At 59.0% G+C, this 18,514-nt stretch carries 11 protein-coding genes; 7 read left to right on the top strand and 4 right to left on the bottom strand.

Features of this window, described 5'->3' with window-relative positions:
* Complete coding sequence (locus BGIM_RS0103030) at positions 1 to 903, top strand: SWIM zinc finger family protein (protein WP_020468319.1); 903 nt, start codon at positions 1 to 3, stop codon at positions 901 to 903.
* 63 nt (positions 904 to 966) lie between these two features.
* On the opposite strand, the gene BGIM_RS0103025 is transcribed toward BGIM_RS0103030, so the two are convergent.
* Complete coding sequence (locus BGIM_RS0103025; protein ID WP_020468318.1) at positions 967 to 3,549, bottom strand: ATP-dependent Clp protease ATP-binding subunit; 2,583 nt, start codon at positions 3,547 to 3,549, stop codon at positions 967 to 969.
* A 403-nt stretch (positions 3,550 to 3,952) separates the two neighbouring features.
* Here BGIM_RS0103025 and BGIM_RS0103020 point away from each other — a divergent pair, with 403 nt between their 5' ends.
* On the top strand, positions 3,953 to 5,224 hold the full coding sequence (locus BGIM_RS0103020) for an NAD(P)/FAD-dependent oxidoreductase (protein WP_020468317.1): 1,272 nt from the start codon (positions 3,953 to 3,955) through the stop codon (positions 5,222 to 5,224).
* 52 nt (positions 5,225 to 5,276) lie between these two features.
* Here the strand turns inward: BGIM_RS0103020 and BGIM_RS0103015 are convergent, their stop codons facing one another.
* Together BGIM_RS0103015 and BGIM_RS0103005 are read right to left on the bottom strand one after the other, a co-directional pair.
* On the bottom strand, positions 5,277 to 6,167 hold the full coding sequence (locus BGIM_RS0103015) for an alpha/beta hydrolase (RefSeq protein ID WP_052639747.1): 891 nt from the start codon (positions 6,165 to 6,167) through the stop codon (positions 5,277 to 5,279).
* A 357-nt stretch (positions 6,168 to 6,524) separates the two neighbouring features.
* Positions 6,525 to 7,577 carry a HEAT repeat domain-containing protein gene (locus BGIM_RS0103005; protein WP_162136212.1) on the bottom strand — a complete coding sequence of 351 codons (1,053 nt, stop codon included), beginning with the start codon at positions 7,575 to 7,577 and terminating at the stop codon, positions 6,525 to 6,527.
* Between the two features lie 325 nt (positions 7,578 to 7,902).
* Here BGIM_RS0103005 and BGIM_RS0102995 point away from each other — a divergent pair, with 325 nt between their 5' ends.
* From BGIM_RS0102995 to BGIM_RS0102980, 3 genes are all read left to right on the top strand, one after another.
* Positions 7,903 to 10,662 (top strand): TolC family protein, encoded by a 2,760-nt coding sequence (locus BGIM_RS0102995; RefSeq protein ID WP_020468312.1) that lies wholly within the window; start codon positions 7,903 to 7,905, stop codon positions 10,660 to 10,662.
* Positions 10,663 to 12,588: 1,926 nt separating this feature from the next.
* Complete coding sequence (locus tag BGIM_RS0102985) at positions 12,589 to 13,281, top strand: ABC transporter ATP-binding protein (protein ID WP_020468310.1); 693 nt, start codon at positions 12,589 to 12,591, stop codon at positions 13,279 to 13,281.
* Positions 13,282 to 13,314: 33 nt separating this feature from the next.
* Positions 13,315 to 14,631 carry an ABC transporter permease gene (locus BGIM_RS0102980; RefSeq protein ID WP_020468309.1) on the top strand — a complete coding sequence of 439 codons (1,317 nt, stop codon included), beginning with the start codon at positions 13,315 to 13,317 and terminating at the stop codon, positions 14,629 to 14,631.
* Between the two features lie 7 nt (positions 14,632 to 14,638).
* Here the strand turns inward: BGIM_RS0102980 and BGIM_RS0102975 are convergent, their stop codons facing one another.
* Positions 14,639 to 15,754: an alkaline phosphatase family protein gene (locus tag BGIM_RS0102975; protein ID WP_020468308.1), complete on the bottom strand. Its 1,116-nt coding sequence runs from the start codon at positions 15,752 to 15,754 to the stop codon at positions 14,639 to 14,641.
* Positions 15,755 to 15,905: 151 nt separating this feature from the next.
* On the opposite strand from BGIM_RS0102975, the gene nadC reads away from it, so the two are divergent.
* Both nadC and BGIM_RS0102965 read left to right on the top strand, forming a co-directional pair.
* Entirely contained in the window at positions 15,906 to 16,808 is a 903-nt protein-coding gene (gene nadC, locus BGIM_RS0102970; protein WP_020468307.1) for a carboxylating nicotinate-nucleotide diphosphorylase, read from the top strand.
* 64 nt (positions 16,809 to 16,872) lie between these two features.
* Positions 16,873 to 18,474 carry a hypothetical protein gene (locus BGIM_RS0102965; protein WP_020468306.1) on the top strand — a complete coding sequence of 534 codons (1,602 nt, stop codon included), beginning with the start codon at positions 16,873 to 16,875 and terminating at the stop codon, positions 18,472 to 18,474.
* Positions 18,475 to 18,514: the final 40 nt, after the last annotated feature.

Below are 18,514 nucleotides of genomic sequence, written 5' to 3'. Positions count from 1 at the left end.
ATGTGGTGGCGTGACGAACCGCCTCGCAAGAAGATCGTCCCGAAAGGGGGCATCAAAGCCCAGTCAAAACGGGGCGATTTCGGCGAGAATTGGTGGGCGAAAAAATGGGTGTCCGTCATCGAGGGTTTCCACGTCGGCGGCCGATTGCAACGCGGCCGGACGTATGCCCGAGGCGGTCAGGTCTTGTCCATCGACGTGACGGCAGGCAAAGTCTCGGCAAAGGTCCAAGGTTCGATGCCCAAGCCTTACAACGTCATCATTGAAGTGACGAAACTCACAGAAGCCGAATGGAAGAAAGTGACCGCCGCCCTCGCGGCCCAGGCGGCGTTCTCGGCAAAGTTACTGGCCGGAGAACTTCCCCCGGAGGTCGAGCAGATTTTCACGGACAACAAAGTGTCCCTGTTTCCGGCGGCCGCGAAGGATTTGAAAACCAATTGTTCCTGCCCGGATTACGAGAACCCGTGCAAGCACATCGCGGCCGTGTACTACCTGCTGGCCGAGACTTTCGACCGCGACCCGTTCCTGTTGTTCCGGCTTCGCGGGTTGGATCGCGAAGCCCTGTTCGCCAAACTTCACGCCGCCGAACCGGTGACAAGCCCCGCAAAGACGGCCACTCCGGCGCCAGGCGAACCGCTGCCGACCAACCCGGCCATCTTCTGGCGAATCGGCAAGTTGCCAACAGACTTGATCGGCAATCTGGAGATTCCGAAAGTGATGGCCGCCTTGCCGAGACGCCTCGGCCCCCTGCCCTTCTGGCGGGGCGAGGAACTGTTTCTGGAGTCGATGGAAACCACCTACCGCCGCGCCGCCCACGCGGGAGCCACGCTGGCGGGCGGCGAAACATTGGCCATGACGGAACCGGCTTTAGTGACGGCGGCGACAAGCCGACGAAAACGAGTTTAAGTGTTACAAAAAAGGGCGGTCCCTTTCGGGAACCGCCCAGTAGGCTTCACGTTGTCCGACTGATTACTTGGCGTCGGCCACAGCGGCCGCGACGGCCGATTCGACCGGAGCTTCTGTCTTGGTAGTCTGGCCGACCATCAACAACTTCTTCTCGCCGTCTTCGTCCGGACCGCCCACCGAGATATGGATGGTGTCCGTCCCGGCGAACGTCCCCCGCAGCAGATCTTCGGAGAGGGGGTCTTCCAACAGACCTTCGATGGCCCGACGCAAGGGTCGTGCCCCGTAGTCTGTGTTCGTGCCCCGCTCGATCATCAACTGCTTGGCGTCTTCGGTCACGATCATGGCGAAGCCCTTTTCCTTGAGGCGCTTCGACACCTTCACCAGTTCGATGTCCACGATCCGCTTGAGATCGTCCTGACCCAGGCTGCGGAACACGACGATGTCATCCACACGGTTGAGGAATTCCGGCTTGAAGACTTTTTCCATTTCGGCCTTCAACCGCTTCTTCATGTCACCGTAGTTCTGCTCGCTGTCCTTCTTCGCATACTGGTCCAGCCCGAACGGTCGTTGGGCGATCACTTCGCCGGCCCCGATGTTCGTGGTCATGATGATGATCGCGTTCTTGAAGTCGATCACCCGGCCAAAGCTATCCGTGAGGCGCCCTTCTTCCATGATCTGGAGGAGGGAATTCCACACGTCCGGGTGGGCCTTCTCGATTTCGTCAAGCAGCACCACGCTATACGGCCGGCGACGGATCTTTTCCGTGAGCTGGCCACCTTCTTCGTAACCGACGTAGCCGGGGGGAGCACCCCACAAGCGGCTGACGTTGTGCTTCTCTTGGTATTCGCTCATGTCGAGCTGAACGAGGGCTTCCTCGTTGCCGAACATGAACTTAGCCAGTTGCTTGGCCAGCAACGTCTTCCCGACCCCGGTCGGCCCGGCAAAGATGAAGCTTCCCATCGGCCGCTTCGGGTCTTTCATCCCGGCCCGGCTCTTGCGGACGGCCTTCGAGATCGACATGATCGCCTCGTGCTGGCTGATAACCGCCTTGTGCAGTTCATCTTCCATCTTGAGGAGTCGAGCCGTCTCGTCGTCACCCAGTCGCTTCAGCGGCACGCCGGTCATCTTGGAGACGACTTCGGCAACCACTTCGTCGTCCACCACGCCGTCGGCTTCCTTGGCCTTTTCCCGCCATTCCTTGGTGACGGTTTCCTTCTTCTTCTTCACCTTGTCGGCTTGGTCACGCAGGCTGGCGGCCTTCTCGAAGTCCTGCTCGGCGACAGCGGCTTCCTTCTCCTGATTGAGCTTTTCGATCTGCTCGTCCAGTTCCTTCAGGTTCGGCGGCCGGGTCATGGACTTGAGACGAATACGGGCCCCCGCTTCGTCAATCACGTCGATGGCCTTGTCCGGCAGGCAGCGGCCGGAGATATAACGCTCGGACAGTTCCACGGCGGCTCGCAAGGCGCCGTCCGTGATTTGCACCCGGTGGTGGCTTTCGTAGCGATCTCGCAAGCCCTTGAGAATCTCAACGGCTTCGTCTTGCGATGGCGGGTTCACCAAGATGTCTTGGAACCGGCGGGCGAGGGCCGCGTCCTTCTCGATGTATTTGCGATACTCGTCGAGCGTGGTCGCCCCGATGCACTGGATTTCGCCACGGGCAAGGGCGGGCTTCAACACGTTGGAAGCGTCAATGGCCCCTTCGGCCCCCCCGGCTCCGACAAGCGTGTGCAACTCGTCAATGAACAGGATGGTGTTCTTCGCCCGGCGAACTTCGTTCATCACGGCCTTGATGCGTTCTTCAAACTGGCCGCGATACTTCGTCCCGGCAACCATCATGGCGAGGTCAAGCACGATCAACCGCTTGTCCCGCAGGATTTCCGGCACGTTGTTGTCGATGATCAGTTGGGCCAGACCTTCGACGATAGCCGTCTTGCCGACGCCCGCTTCGCCCAAGAGAACCGGGTTGTTCTTCTGGCGACGGGAAAGAATCTGCACCACCCGCTCGATTTCGTTGGCCCGGCCGATGACCGGGTCCAGCTTGTTTTGCCGGGCCAGTTCGGTCAGGTCGCGGCCAAAGCTGTCGAGCGCCGGGGTCTTGGATTTCCCCTTGGACGAGCGTTCGCGGGTTCCACCGCTCCCGCCGCCGCTGTTGCCGCTGTTGGCCCCGGCCCCTTCGTTCGGTCCTTCGTTGGATTCCGGCATGTTGTGTCCCAGCAGGTTGAGAACTTCCTCGCGGACATCTTCAAGCTTCAGGCCCAAATTCATCAAGACTTGGGCGGCGACGCCTTCCTGTTCGCGGAGCAGGCCGAGCAACAGGTGTTCCGTCCCCACATAATTGTGGTTGAGGTTGCGCGCCTCCTCGACCGAATATTCGATCACCTTTTTGGCGCGCGGCGTGTGCGGCAACTTGCCCAGGACCACCTGATCCCCGCCCGGCCCGGTTTGAACGATCTTTTCGACTTCCAGTCGGATCTTTCGCAGGTCCACGTCCAGATTTTTCAGGACGTTGGCCGCGACCCCGGAGCCTTCCTTGACCAATCCGAGGAGAATGTGTTCCGTGCCGATGTACTCGTGGTTGAAGCGTTGGGCTTCTTGGTTGGCCAACTGCATCACTTTGCGAGCCCGGTCTGTGAATCGCTCGTACATCTGAGGACTTCTCCGACGATCGACAACTGTGTGGCCGGGACGCCCCCAAGCCCAAGGTCATCGACACCGATCCCCCGACAAAAACATAGAGCCGCGGTCAAGTCAAACAGGTTCGGGGGAAGACTGTTCCGGTTTGCTGATTACCATCTTATGCACGGGTCAACGACGGGGACAACCTGCGTTGAAAGTCTCGCGCACCGTTACGTTTCAAAACCACCAAGCCCGGCGTCGCGACAAGACGGGGAGAAACAAGCCGCGAGACTCGCCGGGAAGCTTCACGGCTTCTTCAAAAAATGTCGTCGGAATTCTAAGTCGGTTCCCCATGTAAAGCAAGCCGTATTCGCCATAGGACAATATCGGACATGGTCTTCGTTTCTTTCACCCAAGGCAGGACGGCGGTTCCATGCGTCATCGACTCGTAATTGTGGGGGGCGGGTTCGCGGGATTATCCACCGCCGCCGGGTTGCGCCGCGCGGATGTGGACATCACCCTCCTGGACCGGCGAAATTTCCACTTGTTCCAGCCGTTGCTGTATCAGGTGGCCACCGGAGCCTTGTCTCCCGCCAACATCGCCTCGCCGCTTCGTGCCGTGCTGAAATCACAAAAGAACTGCCGTGTCATCCTCGGCGAAGTCACGGGATTTGATGTGCCAAACCGCCAAGTGATTCTCGGCGACGAAAAAATTCCGTTCGACAGTTTGGTGATCGCCGCCGGGGCCGGAAATAATTATTTCGGGAAACCTCAGTGGGAAGAGCATGCCCCCGGCCTCAAAACGATCGAGGAAGCCACCACCATCCGGCGAAAAGTCCTCACGGCCTTCGAGATTGCCGAACGCGAACCGGCGAGCGCCCGGCGAATTGCCGCGATGACCTTTGTGGTCGTCGGCGGCGGGGCGACCGGCGTGGAAATGGCCGGGGCCATCCGGGAACTGGCGGCCGTCACCATGCGGAGAGACTTCCGCAACATTGATCCCGCCCATTGCCGGGTGATTCTTGTCGAAGGAAGCGGCCGCGTGTTGGAAATGTTTGCCGAAAAATTGTCCGACAAGGCTGAAAGGTCCCTGAAAAAATTAGGTGTCGAAGTCTGGACCTCCAGCAAAGTCGTGGACATTCAGGCCGATCATGTGCTGATTACTCGCAACGGGCAAGAACACCGGATCGACGCCCTCACCACCATCTGGGGAGCCGGGGTAAAAGCTTCGCCGCTCGGCAAAATGATCGCCGACGCCACCGGGGCGACCACCGACCGGGCCGGCCGGGTGATCGTGCAACCGGACATGAGTTTGCCGAATCAACCGGATATTTATGTGATCGGGGACACGGCCTCGGCCCAATCCGGCGGCAAGCCCGTCCCCGGCGTGGCCCCGGCGGCGATCCAAGAAGGGAAGCACGTCGCCCGGCTCATCAAAAACAAACTCGCCGGGAAAACGGAACGCGAGCCGTTCCATTATTGGGACAAGGGAAGCATGGCCACCATCGGCCGAAATGCGGCGGTGATGCAATCCGGTTGGATCAAGTTATCCGGTCGCATCGCTTGGTTCGGCTGGTTGTTCATCCACATCATGTACCTGATCCAGTTCTCCAACCGGATTTTGGTGCTGTTCCAATGGTTCTGGAACTACGTCACCCGCAACCGGGCGGCGAGACTCATCACAGGTGAAGAACCGAAGAAGTGAGAGTTTTGAGCCACAAATTGAACACGAATCCGTGGCTCAAAATTTTCCTCGCTTATTTCTTCTTCAGTCGTGAATCAAAAAAAGCAATCAATGCTTTCTCGGCAGTCTCGGCATCTTTTCCCTTGAAGCCGTGACCGGCTCCTTCAAGGGTCAGCAATTCAGCCGGAACATTCGCGGCTTTCAGTTTGTCAACCATCCACACGGCCTGTTCGTGGGCGACGTACTTGTCATCCGTTCCGTGGATGCACAACGTCGGGGCGGCGTTCGGCGTCACCCAATAAAGCGGGCTGGAGCGGATGTGCATCGGCCGGGCGGTTTCTAAGTTGCCGCCAAGGAACAACGGCAGCACTTCATGGGCGTCCACGCTCTTGCCGTAAGATTTCGTGAAATCGCTCGGACCATAGACGTTTACCACGCAGGCCACTTTGCTGGATTGATCGGCGTTGCCGCCGGTTCCCTCGAATTCTTTCACCTCCCCGGTGACGGCGAGAAACTGGGCCAGATGGCCGCCGGCCGAGCCGCCGGTGGTGCCGATGCGTTCCGGATCGATCTTGTATTTGGACGCATTCGCCCGCACCCAACGCACGGCTGCCTTCGTGTCGTTGACAGCCGCCGGGAACTGGAATTTCGGGGCGAGGCGATAGCTAACCGTTACTGCAACGTAGCCATTTTGGGCGAGTTTGATGATGAGGTTGTTGTAAGAATCCCGGTGGCCCGCCCGGAAACCGCCGCCGTGGATGCAGACAATGGCCGGAAACGGGCCGTCGCCGGTCTTCGGGCGGGCCATGTTCAATTGAAGATGCTGACCTTCGGGATTGGCGTATTCAATCCCGGTTTCAAAGACCACATCGTCCGGTATGGACGGCCCCTTGGGGCCTTGAGCCAAGATCGGCGACCCGATCAACACGGCGACCAATAGACAGCGACGAAACGGAGAGGACATCGGCAGGAACTCCGGGGAAGGAAGCGGGCGGGAAGTTGTTGTATCCAAGTCGGGCCGGAGAACGAGTTTTGCCGGGGAAGAGCCGGTGTTCACCCTCGCTCTTGGCTGGGTGAGTTCCTATAACTCAAGGATTGCGAAAAAACATGATACCGGAGATTTGAGATGCAGAAGAGCAAGGCCCGCCGCAAGGCGACCAAACGTCGGCTGAAAAAGAACTTGCAATCGGCCTTCAAGGTGGCCAAGAAGCGGCCCCGCGACTTCCGATAATCGGCAAGCGATCAGCGAGTAAAAACGAGTCGGGCCGGTGAGTTTCCGTGAAACTCACCGGCCCGACTCGTTTTTTACTTCCACATTCAATTACTTCGGGGCGGGCAGAGCCGGGCCATCATCTGCGTTGGGGGCCGCCGGCGGGGCCGGAATCGCCGGGGCGGGAACGGGCTTCAGCACCGGGACATTCGGAATCGTTTGCAGCACCGGCGGGGCGGGGGGCGCGGGGATCACCAACACCGGCCGGGCTTCCGCTTCCGGTTTGGGATCACTTGTCAGAACCGGCTTCGGGTCGCTTGTCAGAACGGCCATCGGTCGGGGCAACGAGGGAATCGGGCCGGTCGGGGGGACGAATTTCTTCGGGGACACCGGCGGTTCGTCCATCAACTGGAAGTCCTTCCTCGGGGCGGGAGCGGTCGGCCGGGCAATCGGCGGTTCGCCCGTCTGGCTCTTATCCTTGACGACCACGGTGGCGGCCGGGTTCGTTGGCGAGGGAGCCGAACGGTTGAACGGATTGAACCGGTTCAGGAACGGAAACATGCTTGAGTTATTGGAGGGCTCCCGCGTCCCCGTCTGGGGAAGCGGCAGAGGCATGTTGCTTGAAGGCGGAATCGTGGGGGTCGTGGGAGCCGGGTGAATCAGGGTGGAACTCGGCGTCGGCTTGAACGAATCGGCCGTCAGCGAGGCCAACGGCGGTTCGGCCGTTTGGGCCACGGTCGCGTCCGGTTTGGCGCCGGTGTAGCCCATGAACCGATATTGCAGCAACGATGTCCGGGCGGCCACGCGAACCGTGAACGACTTGTCGTTGTTGATCGCCTGTTCGAGGGCATATCCCGCTTTTGAGGATATCGGCCGGACATTCCCGAGGGATTCGGCAGCTTCGGTCCGGACGGACGAGCTGGGATCGTTTGTGAGGGCTTCCACCAAGGTCGGGACAATAGCCGGGAAGGCTTTGCCGTCGTGTTCGCCGAGTTCATCGGCCGCGTCAGCTCGTCGACGTTCGTCCTTGTCCGTCTTCAGAACATTAATCAGGGCCGGAACATGGATTTCGGGGTCCGGCTTGCCTTTTCGGAATGGCCCCGCCTCGGATGAGCCGATGAGCGCGAGGGAAATCAAACAAGTCAATACGTGCCAATGGCGCATGTTGCGAAACTCCGGGTCCAAGCCGTTCTCTCTTAACAGGAGGGGCGTCAAAAAAGAGATTCGTCCATGAATCATCACATGGATCGTCGGCCAGCCGGGTTGATCCCAGCCGAATTCGCCCGTTCCATCGCCATCAATGGCGATCTCCGGGTCGCAATCCGTTCGTGAGTCAGATCAATCACAATCTTTATATCCGGCAATATCTGGTTTTCCAAACAGAAAAGAGGAACGGCAAAACGCTCGTTCGGATAATCGGGCGAATTTTGCCGATTGTGCCGAAAGGAGAAAGTAAAGTTGGGCAAAGTCTTCGGCCGATAACGATTGTATGGGATACCACGCCACCCCTCGCGCCATCGGTTCGTTTCTCCGGGCTGTTCAGCCTTGGCGCCGCTGGGTATTCGTCTCATTGTTGGCCCTAACGGCCTTGGGTTGCACCCGCAAGTTTTACCGTGACCGGGCCGACCAAGATGTCGAGGGGTTGCTGGACAACAGGAACGACGACGACCGGTGGAAGCTCGATCAATGGCGTGTTTACCCGGACGGCCGGGCCAGATACGCCGACTTTGATCGCAATCCCGATCAACCCGGCAAGCCGACGGACGATCCATACACCGACAGCCACGCCCCGAATCCGCAACCGATTCGCAGCCACTTTTGCACCGTCCCTGATCGCGAGGGGGGCGGTTATCTGGAATTTATCCGCAGTTGCGATGCCAACAACCGGGCGATGCGTGAGGCGAACGGGCTGCCATTGCCGGACGTCACCCCGGCCGGCCCGAACGCCAGTAGCTTTGACCGGGCCTTGAAAACAATTGAACCGCCGTTCGTGCTGACGCTGGACCAAGCGGCCGAACTGAGCCTTTTCAACAGTCGGGAATTTCAAGACCGCCGGGAAGACGTTTATACGGCGGCGTTACCGGTCACACTGCAACGCTTTGCGTTCATTTCGCAGTTTTACGCCACGGAGCAGGCTGTTCGCGAATTGTCCGCAACCAATTCACCCGACGGTCCGGGATCGCGGTGGACGCTCAACAGCAACACCGGGGTTTCGCAATTGTTCCCGACCGGGGCCACGCTGGTGGCCCAACTGGCGAACCGGTTGGTGATCGACCTGAGCACCAAGAAACCAACCATCGGTTTCTCAAATCTGGCCCTCACACTCACACAACCATTGCTTCGTGGCGGCGGCTGGGCGGTCACGCTGGAACCGCTGACACAGGCCGAGCGCGATTTGGTGTACGGCGTGCGTTCTTATGCCCGGTTCCGCAAAAACTATTACGTGAGCATCGCCGGGGGCGGGGACATTCTCAATGCGCCGTACTCATATGCGGGCTTAAGCCTGCGGGGGGTTGGCCCGAGCCTCAATGCCCCGTCGCAGGGTTATCTTCCCACCCTGCTTTCCTCGGCCCAGCAAAACAATGAGCGCGAAAACATTGTGACGCTGACCAAATACCTCGACCTGTTCAGGGAATACCAAGGTCGCGGCGACGTTTCCGAACTTCAAATCGGGCAGGTCGAGCAGCAATTGCTTCGCGGCCAGTCGACGTATCTCGCCCGGCAGCAGGATGTGCAGAACGGGCTTGATTCATTCAAATTGCAACTCGGTGTGCCGACCCGAACGCCGCTGGCCCTGGACGACGAACCAATCCGGCCCATGAACGACTTGCTCGCCCGTTTCACGGATGTGCGCAAGGACTTTGCGGCCGTGCATGACGAGATTGAACAATACCCGCTTCGCCTCCGGCAACCATTGCTGTTGTTTGCCGGGGGATTGGCCGCCACGATGCCCATTGAAGTGCGGTTGCGAGAACTGTTAGACAATCTTTCCCGTAGTTCCCCGTTGGTGAAAGGAACCAAATTCCGGGAAAATTTCCCGCCTCAATGGGAACGCTGGAAGAAACTCACCATGAATGTCATCAAGGACGAAATCAAAACGCTCGGCGAAGAGTTGCGTGACTTGGAATTGCGGGAAGCCCAAGTCGAACTGCGCGGAGAGAAACTCCCCCCGGTGGAAGCCGCGCGACTGGCGGAACTCCCCCGCAACATCGCCATCGGTCAGCTTGAACTGGCCCTGCGAAATTATGAAGCCGGTCTTGGCAAGCGCGGACCGAATACCCTGCGGGACTCGGCCGTCAAATACGAGGAGGCGGTGAACTACTTTATTCTGGTGATTAGCGAGGCCCGCCGCGAACGCCAGCAAACCGTGCGGAAGTCCTGGCCGAAACTCCCGGCCGTGATCGTGCAGAATGTGAACCTGCTGGAGGACGACCTCGACCGGTCCCAAACCGTCGCCGCCCAAATGGCCTTGGGCAATCGTTTGGAATTGATGAACACTCGCGGCCAGCTGGTGGATGCGTGGAGAAAAATCGCCGTTTCCGCAAATGCCTTGCTTGGAGTGGTGAATGTTGGTTATAATTACCAATCCACGACCAACCCCGGCGAGAACCAACCACTAGCCATCAGCGGTTCTCACAGCGTCCATCAATTGGTTATCAGCGGAGAACTTCCGCTGGTGCGCCGGGCCGAGCGTAATGCCTACCGAACAGCCCTGATTGCCTACCAGCGTCAGCGGCGAAACCTACAGGCCACTGAAGACTTTATCCTGAACGACGTGCGGACGGATCTCCGCTCCCTGCGGGTTTTGGCCGAGAATTACCGCATCCAGCAGCGGGCGGTTGAAGTGGCCTTCGATCAGGTGGAAAACGCCCTTGATGTGCTGCAAGCCCCGCCAACCCCGGACAATGCCGGGGGACAACCGGGGCGGGCGGCCGCCCAAACTCAACAACAGGCCGCGAACGCTGCCTCGCTGACTCAGCAGTTGTTGAACGCCCAGGCATCCCTGCTTCAGGCCCAGAATTCGTTGTACACCATCTGGGTGAATTATTTGGTGGCCAGAATGTCGTTCTATCGCGATATCGAGCAACTTCCGCTCGATCCGCGCGGAGTTTGGATTGATGAGCAACCTCTCCCCGCCGTCCTCCCCGATCCAACATCCGGAGGAGAACGGCCAGCCGTTCTCCCCGAACCTTCCCCCCTCGGGGCTGGCGGGAGTGGCCCCCCTGCCCGATTCGCCGAATCCCGCTGAAACAGACGAAGGAACATCCTCGACGACCCCCGCGATCCTCATCGCCGCCGGCATCGTGCTGATGCTCTGCATCGGCGGCGGGTTGTACTGGAAGTACGGGATGAGTTCGGCGGCCAACCGGGCCGACATTCTCCTTCACGCGGTGAAAAACGAAAACCTCGACCTGACCGTGGTGGAGCGCGGCACGCTCGAATCATCTGACAACAAAGATGTGATCTGCCGGGTGAAGGCCGGTTCCAAGGGGAACTACGCGGCCACCATCAAATGGGTGATCGACGACGGCACAAAGGTGGTCAAGGGCCAGCCGATCATGACGCTGGACTCCTCCGCCCTTGAAGACCAACAACGCGCCCAAAAGATCGTCAAGGAACAGGCGCACGCGGCCATGATCGCGGCCGAGCAAAACCTTTTCATCACGGTGAATCAGAACGAAAGCGACCGGGAAACCGCCCGGATCGCCATTCAACTCGCGGAACTGGATCTGGAAAAGTATGTCGGCCTGCCGAAGGGCACCTTGTTGCAACAAAAACGCGAGGATGCCCGGATCATGTTGCTGGACATGGAGGCGGGCCTCGAATCGTTCCTCGCCCGTCGCAAGATCGACACCCACGATTCGGACGGGGAATTTCAACAAGCCATCGACGACGTGACTGGCCGCATTGAACTGGCCGAGGCCGACTTGGAAATGACCAAGGACCGGGCTTCCTATTCCCAGCGGATGCAACTTAAGGGCTATCTTTCCCCGGCCCAAGTGCAAGCGGACGAATCTCGTCTGTCCAGCGCCCGCGAAGCCCTCAAGAAGGTGAAGGCCGAACGACAACTTCTCCAGAAGTTTATCTCGGCCCGCACAGTCAAAGACCTGTCCGCAAAGGTGCAGGAAGCATGGCGGGCGTTTGACCGCGTGACCAACCAAGCGCACGCCAAGGAAGTCCAAGCTGATGCGGAACGTCGGACGAAACGGTCGATTTTCTCGCAGGAAGAAGACAAACTCCGGGACATCGACGAGCAGATCAAAGAATGCAAGATCCACGCCCCGCAGGATGGCATCGTCGTCTATTACATCCCTGAATCAAGCCGGTTCAGCGCTTCCGAACGCGGGCTGATCCAACAGGGGGCCTCTGTGCAAGAAGGCCAGAAAATGATGCGGATTCCAAACCTCAATGTGATGCAGGTGACCACCCGTGTCCACGAGGCGATGTTCTCCCGCATCAAGGGGGATGATCGCAAATCGACGGGCATCCACGAATCCGTCCGGGTCGGGTTGTTGCTGAACCTCAACCCCTTGCACGCCTTGGTCGCCCATTCGGACGAAAACTTGGAACTCCAACGAGAAGAATACCGCGACCGGGAATATCGTCTCGCCGCCCAAGGCCAGCCATCGAGCATCCGGGTGGATGCCTTCCCGGAGCGAATTTTCAAGGGCCACGTGCGAACGGTCGCCACGGTTGCTTCTTCATCCGATTTCATGTCCTCGGATGTGAAGGTCTACACCACCATCGTGGTGATCGACGAACCCATCGAAGGTCTGCGGCCGGGGATGAGCGCCGAGGTGACCATCCATGTCGAGGACACCGTGAAGGATGTCCTGGCCGTGCCGGTGCAGGCCATTGTCGGCGGGGCCGAGAGCGGCCGAAACCGCAAGGTGTTGGTCATGGGGCCGGCCGGTCCGGAAGAACGGGAGATTCAACTCGGCATCAGCAACGAGAAGATGGCCGAAGTTCGCGAAGGCATCAAGGCCGGCGATCAAGTGATCCTCAACCCGAAAGCCATCCTCGGGGACAAGGCCAAGACCCGCGAGGACACGGCCGAAAAGGGAACCCGAGGCGGGAAAGGCGGCGGCAAGGGCAAGGAAGGCAGCGGCAAAGGCGGCCCGCCGGGGAAATGAAGTTCGATCCCGCTTTGTGAACTTCCGAATCCAAGAGATTTATGGCCGCCATCGTCCGCATTCAAAATCTGGTCAAGAACTATTACATGGGGGACGTGACCGTCAACGTCCTCAAGCGGATCGATTTGGAGATCGAAACCGGGGATTTTGTCGCGCTCATGGGTCCGTCCGGATCGGGCAAATCCACCCTGATGAACATCCTCGGCTGTCTGGACCGTCCGACCTCCGGCCAGTATTTCCTCAACGACCGGGATATCTCAAAACTCGGCGACGACCGGCTTTCGGATGTGCGCAGCCGGTATCTTGGGTTCATCTTTCAGTCGTACAACTTGCTGCCGCAATACACGGTGGTGGAAAATATCGAACTGCCGCTGCTTTATCAGGGAATCAACCTGAATGCCCAGACGAAGCAACGGTGTATCGGCCTCGCCCAAATGGTCGGTCTCGGGGAACGCCTCGATCACCGCCCGTTGCAGCTCTCCGGCGGTCAGCAACAGCGGGTGGCCATCGCCCGTTCGCTGGTAAACGACCCGAACGTGATCCTGGGGGACGAACCCACCGGGAATCTCGACTCGAAAACCAGCGTGGAAATCATGGAGATGCTCACCGGCTTGAACAAAATCGGCAAGACGATCATCATGGTGACCCACGAAAACGACATTGCCGAATGGGCGAGGCGAGTGATTCGGTTACGGGACGGGCATATTGAGAGTGATGTGCGGAACAGAGACTAACGGCGGTCTCGCCCCCAATTTGGATTTGAATCGATGTTAACCGAGTTGGTCAAATTCCGTCGGAACACCATCCTCGCCATCCGGGGGTTGTGGCTGCACAAACTTCGGGCGTTCCTGTCGGTGTTGGGGATCATCATCGGCATCGCCTCGGTGATCGCGCTGCTCGCCTTCGGCAAAGGGTCCATGCAAGAGGCCTTGGACGCCATCAAGCGTCAGGGAGCCACCAACATCATCGCCCGGAGCCAGAAGCCGCCGGACGACTCGGCGACCGGTTCCCGCAGTTTCGTGGCAACCTATGGTCTCACCTTCCGTGACTATGAGAAGTTTGAAAACATCTCCGTCCTGAACCGCTTGGTGCCGATGCGGGTGTTTCCCCGTGAAATTCGTCGACTGGAACGAATGCACAACGGCCGGGTGGTGGCCACCACGCCCGAATACATGGAAGTCAACCGGTTGGAAATGGCCAGCGGCCGCTTCTTGGTGCAACAAGACGGCATCCTGATGCGGAACGTGGTCGTCCTTGGCTCGGTGTCAGCCGACCGGTTGTTCCCGTTTGACAACCCGCTGGATCAAACCATCGTGCTGGCCGGGCAGGATTTTCAAGTGATCGGCGTGTTGAAGGACCGGATGCCCACCGGCGGCAGCGGCGGATCGCAGGCGGCCGAGGATTTCAACAGTGATGTCTACATGCCCCTGCCCACCTCCCGCCGCCGGGTGGGGGACACGATATTCATCCGCACTTCCGGCTCGCGCGGAGCCGAGAAGGTGGAAATCAGCCAGGTGACGATGACCGTGGATGCGGATGTGGACTCCCGAGAGGGCCGACAAAAGGTGAAGGCCGTCGGCGATTTGGTGAAGCAGATTCTGGAGGAAGGCCATCTCAAGCGGGACTTTGCCATCACCATCCCGCTTGACCGGCTTGAACAAGCCGAGGAAACCGAACAGAACTTCAAGAACTTGCTGGTGCTGATCGCCTCGATTTCGCTGCTGGTCGGCGGCATCGGCATCATGAACATCATGCTGGCGACGGTGACCGAACGAACCCGCGAGATCGGCATTCGCCGGGCGCTCGGGGCGAAGCGGAAAGACATCGTGCTTCAGTTTTTGGTCGAGGCCGTGGTGCAAACCACCATCGGCGGCATCCTCGGCATCGGGGCGGGCATCGCCATCGCCTACGGCGTGCCGTTCGCGTCGTCCGTTTTCGGATACAGGCCGATTCCCTCGGCTCCGCAATGGGATTCGATGATCTACTCGTTCTTCGTGTCCAGCGGCATCGGCGTGTTGTTCGGGCTTTACCCCGCGTGGCGTGCCGCGAGACTGGACCCGATCGAAGCTCTGCGGCACGACTGAGCGGGAATCACTTCCCGGCGCCGATCGCTCCCGGCAACGGCTTGCCCGCCTGCGGGACATCCTTGCAGTAATCAAATCCGAGAGATGCGGCCAACGTCGCCGCGATTTGGCTTTGTGTCTGCGGGTCCGTCTTTTCCCGTTCGCCCAGCGGTTGCGTGTCCGGCCCGAGAATCCCCGCCCAAATGAACTCAGCCCCTTTGATCTTGGCGCTGTGGTTCTTCCATTCGAGCGGCGGGCCGCCCCGGCCGTGATCCGTGGAAATGATGAGTGTTGTTTTCCCCTTGTATTCCGGCATTCCTTGGGCCGTTTCCCAAAGATCGCGAATCAGGCCATCGGCTTTGTGCGCCGATCCCAACACACGGTCATACCGACCGGCATGGGCATGCTCGTCGGTCTCGTCGAAGCTCACAAACAACACGCGGGGCTTTTTCTGTTTCAAGTAAATGCGGGCAGCATGATAAGTGAGGGCATCGTGCCGGGTGGTTTCACCCACAAACGGATTCTCGACAATCAGCCGGTTCAATAATTTCACTTCGTCGGTCTGTTCCACGCCCGTCAGAGGTTTCATCCCGCTGTTGACGGGGATGCCGCTGCGTTCGGTGTTGATGATGAACGGGAACACATCCCATGAGGTAAACGCCGCCACCTTGGATTTGAATTCCGGCTTGTTGTGCAGCCATTCCAGCACGGTGACATTGCGGTTCAGAATCTTGGCGTTGCTGTTGACCTTCGGGTCCGGGAAACCGCACAGAATCTCGTTGTAGCCGGGGTAGGAAAAGCACATCCCGTTGGTGACACTGACCACGCTTTGTTTTTGATGGTTGCCAAAAAGCTGCCCTTCCTTGGCGACGGTGTTCCACAAAAACGGCAACAAGACCTGGCGTCGTTCCTCGGGTTTTTCCCGCCAGAATTGTTTCTTGGTGTCGGCGACATTCGCCACCCCGCCGCGTTCTTTGTTCAGCAAATCTTCCTCGGCCCCGGTGTAGACATCCTGCCAGCGCAAACCATCCAACATGACGAAGATCACGTTTTCGGTTTTGAGTTTTGGCTCATCCGCAAAAGAGACGAGGGGGATGGCAAATATCGCCAAACCCAAGAGAAACCGAATGGCTGGCCGAGGCATTCAAAACTCCAAAACGAGGGGGTTGAGTTCCTAATCACGATAGTGGTCATTGACGGCCATCAACGTGAAATATTCGGGAGGATATGTGGCTGGTCTGGATCACGGGGTTGTAAAACAAAACCAAGTTTCTCCCCGATGATCGAAGTGCCCCATGCCGACTTTCTCCAAAGCCGAACAAGCCTCGGCCTTGCATCTGATCGACCTCGCCTTGCTCGAAGACTTCGGCGACTTGGGGGACATCACCAGCGTGGCGACCATCCCGGAAAAACTGGAGGGGAAAGCGGCGTTTGCCGCCCGCACCGAGGGTGTCTTGGCGGGGTTGGCGGTCGCGGAAGCCGTCGCCCGGCGAATTGATCCCCGGTTGAAATTCGAGGGCAAACTGGCCGACGGTGACCGGCTCACAAAAGGGGCGGTGATCGCCACCATCGCCGGGCCAATGCGAGGCCTGCTGGCGGTGGAACGGACTGCCCTTAACTTTCTGCAACGGCTCTCCGGCGTGGCGACGCTCACCCAACAATTTGTGGACACAGTCGGAAATCCGAAAACCCATTTGCTGGACACCCGCAAAACCACCCCCGGCTGGCGGCTTCTCGAAAAATATGCCGTGCGCTGCGGCGGCGGCCGGAATCATCGCATCGGTTTGTACGACGCCATCCTCATCAAGGACAACCATCTGGCGGCAATCCGCGAGGCCGAGACGCACGGATCGACGGAGGATTTCTGGAAAGTGTTCGCCGGTCGGCTGGCCAAGATCCGGGCCGATTATCCGGGGGTTGTCCTCGAAGTGGAGGTTGATTCGCTCGAACAATTCGACCGACTGCTCCCTCTGAAACCGGATATCATTTTGCTCGACAACATGACCAACGATCAACTCCGCACGGCCGTCGCCACCCGGAACCGGCTCGACCCGGCCGTGCAACTCGAAGCCTCCGGCGGGGTAAGTCTTGAAACAATCCGAGGAATCGCCGACACAGGCGTGGACCGCATCAGCGTCGGGGCGATGACCCATTCCGCAAAGGCTCTGGACATCGGCTTGGATTACCTCGGCGAGTGATTGTTTTCCAAGTTGAGTGTGTTCGTCACTCACGCCCGTCAATTTTGAATGCTAACATTTCCTCATGAAAATTCCCCGCATCACGAATGGCATGCTGCTTGGCATCGTGATACTTTCGCTCGCATTCTTCTCCCTCGTTCGTTATCCCCTTTGGCACACGGATGTGTGGGCGCACGCAAAATATGGCGAAGCTTATTTGAAGCTTGGCTTTTTCGACCACGAACCCCTCTCGCCGTTTACCGATCACGAAGCGCCGTTTGCCCATGTCGCGTGGCTGTCGCAAGTGTTGTACTTTAAGCTCTACAAATTCGGGGAGATATTCGCCCTCTCTTCGGAGGGGCGGTTGGCCTCCGGGGCCGAGGCTCTCAACCTGTTCCACTTCCTGATGATGATGGCCCGGTTCACGCTCACCTGGCTCATGTTCCGACGGTTCGGCGGGTCCAACGCCTGGGCCGCCGTTTGCCTCGGGTTATACCTTTTGGCAAGCGGCCTTGGCACGGCCATCCAGCGGCCGCAAGCCTTTGGGCTGTTTTTCATGACGGTGCTACTCTATTCACTCAGCTCCCCAAGGCTTTCCCGTGGTTGGATGGTCGGCCTGCCTCTCATGTTCGGTTTGTGGGCCAACATGCACGGCACGTTCGTGGTGGGTTTGGCCGTCCTTGGTTTACACACACTGGGGCGGACCATCGAGCGAGGTTTCGCCGATTCGGAGACGCGACAACTGGTGACCGTCGGCGTTTTGTCGTTTCTTGCCACGATGGTCAACCCGCACGGGCCAGCACTCTACTGGCACATCGTGGCTTTCTCCGGCCACCCGAATTTGAAGACCATGTCCGAATGGCTGCCGATGACGTTCAAGCTCGAAGGAGGAACTCATTGGCCATACATCATGTCGCTGGTGCTGCTCGCATTCATCTGGTTTCTCGGCCGAAGAAAAGTCGGAGCGGCCGGGTGGCTCGTGGCGTTGCCGTTTGCCCTCTGGCCTTGGTGGCAGGAGCGGTCATTGCTTTGGTGGTGGATCATCGCCATGTGGCTGCTCGCCCGGCTTGGACCCGGCTTGGGTGAACGCTTTCCGACGATTCCAAGCCTGCCGGAAGGGGAACCGAAACGGTGGAAGTTCTTCGTCGGCGCCGCCATCACGGCCTACTGCCTGGGTTCGCTTGTCTTAGAGCGATACGTTCCTGTGGCGCCGCCGATGGAGCGCAACACCGTCTTGTCGAAGGCAACACCCTGGCGGCTCGCATGGGAACTCTTGGATTCCAAGGAAAGCAGTCACGGGGGGTGGATTCCAGAGTTGCGGACGGAAATCAATCGCCAGTTCCCGGACGGCAAGTTTAAGGGCGTCATCTTCAGCAGCGAAACACAGGGAGACTTTCTCGTTTGGGCGTTGCCGCCGGAAATGCCGGTGACGCTGTTCACTCATGCCCATGTATTCAGCAAACAACACTGGGATGTCTGCCTCAACGTGAAAGCCGGGGAACCGGACGCACTGGAAATTTTGAAGAGATTCGATGCCCGGCTTTTGATTGTCGAAACGGACACACACGGAAAATTGTGCCAGATCATCCGTGATTCGGAGGACTGGATTGTGGTGGTGGACGAGATTCCCCCGCCGCACCCGCCGGACGAATTCCGACCCGAAAGGTTCATCGCGATCCGCAAATAAAAAAGCCCCGCCAATTTGGCGGGGCTTTTCGTTGGTTCAC

It is taken from the genome of Zavarzinella formosa DSM 19928 (genome assembly GCF_000255705.1).
In the GTDB taxonomy this organism is placed as follows: Bacteria; Planctomycetota; Planctomycetia; order Gemmatales; family Gemmataceae; genus Zavarzinella; species Zavarzinella formosa.
Note: the sequence above shows the minus strand (reverse complement) of the source record. Positions and strands in the feature narration are given on the sequence as shown.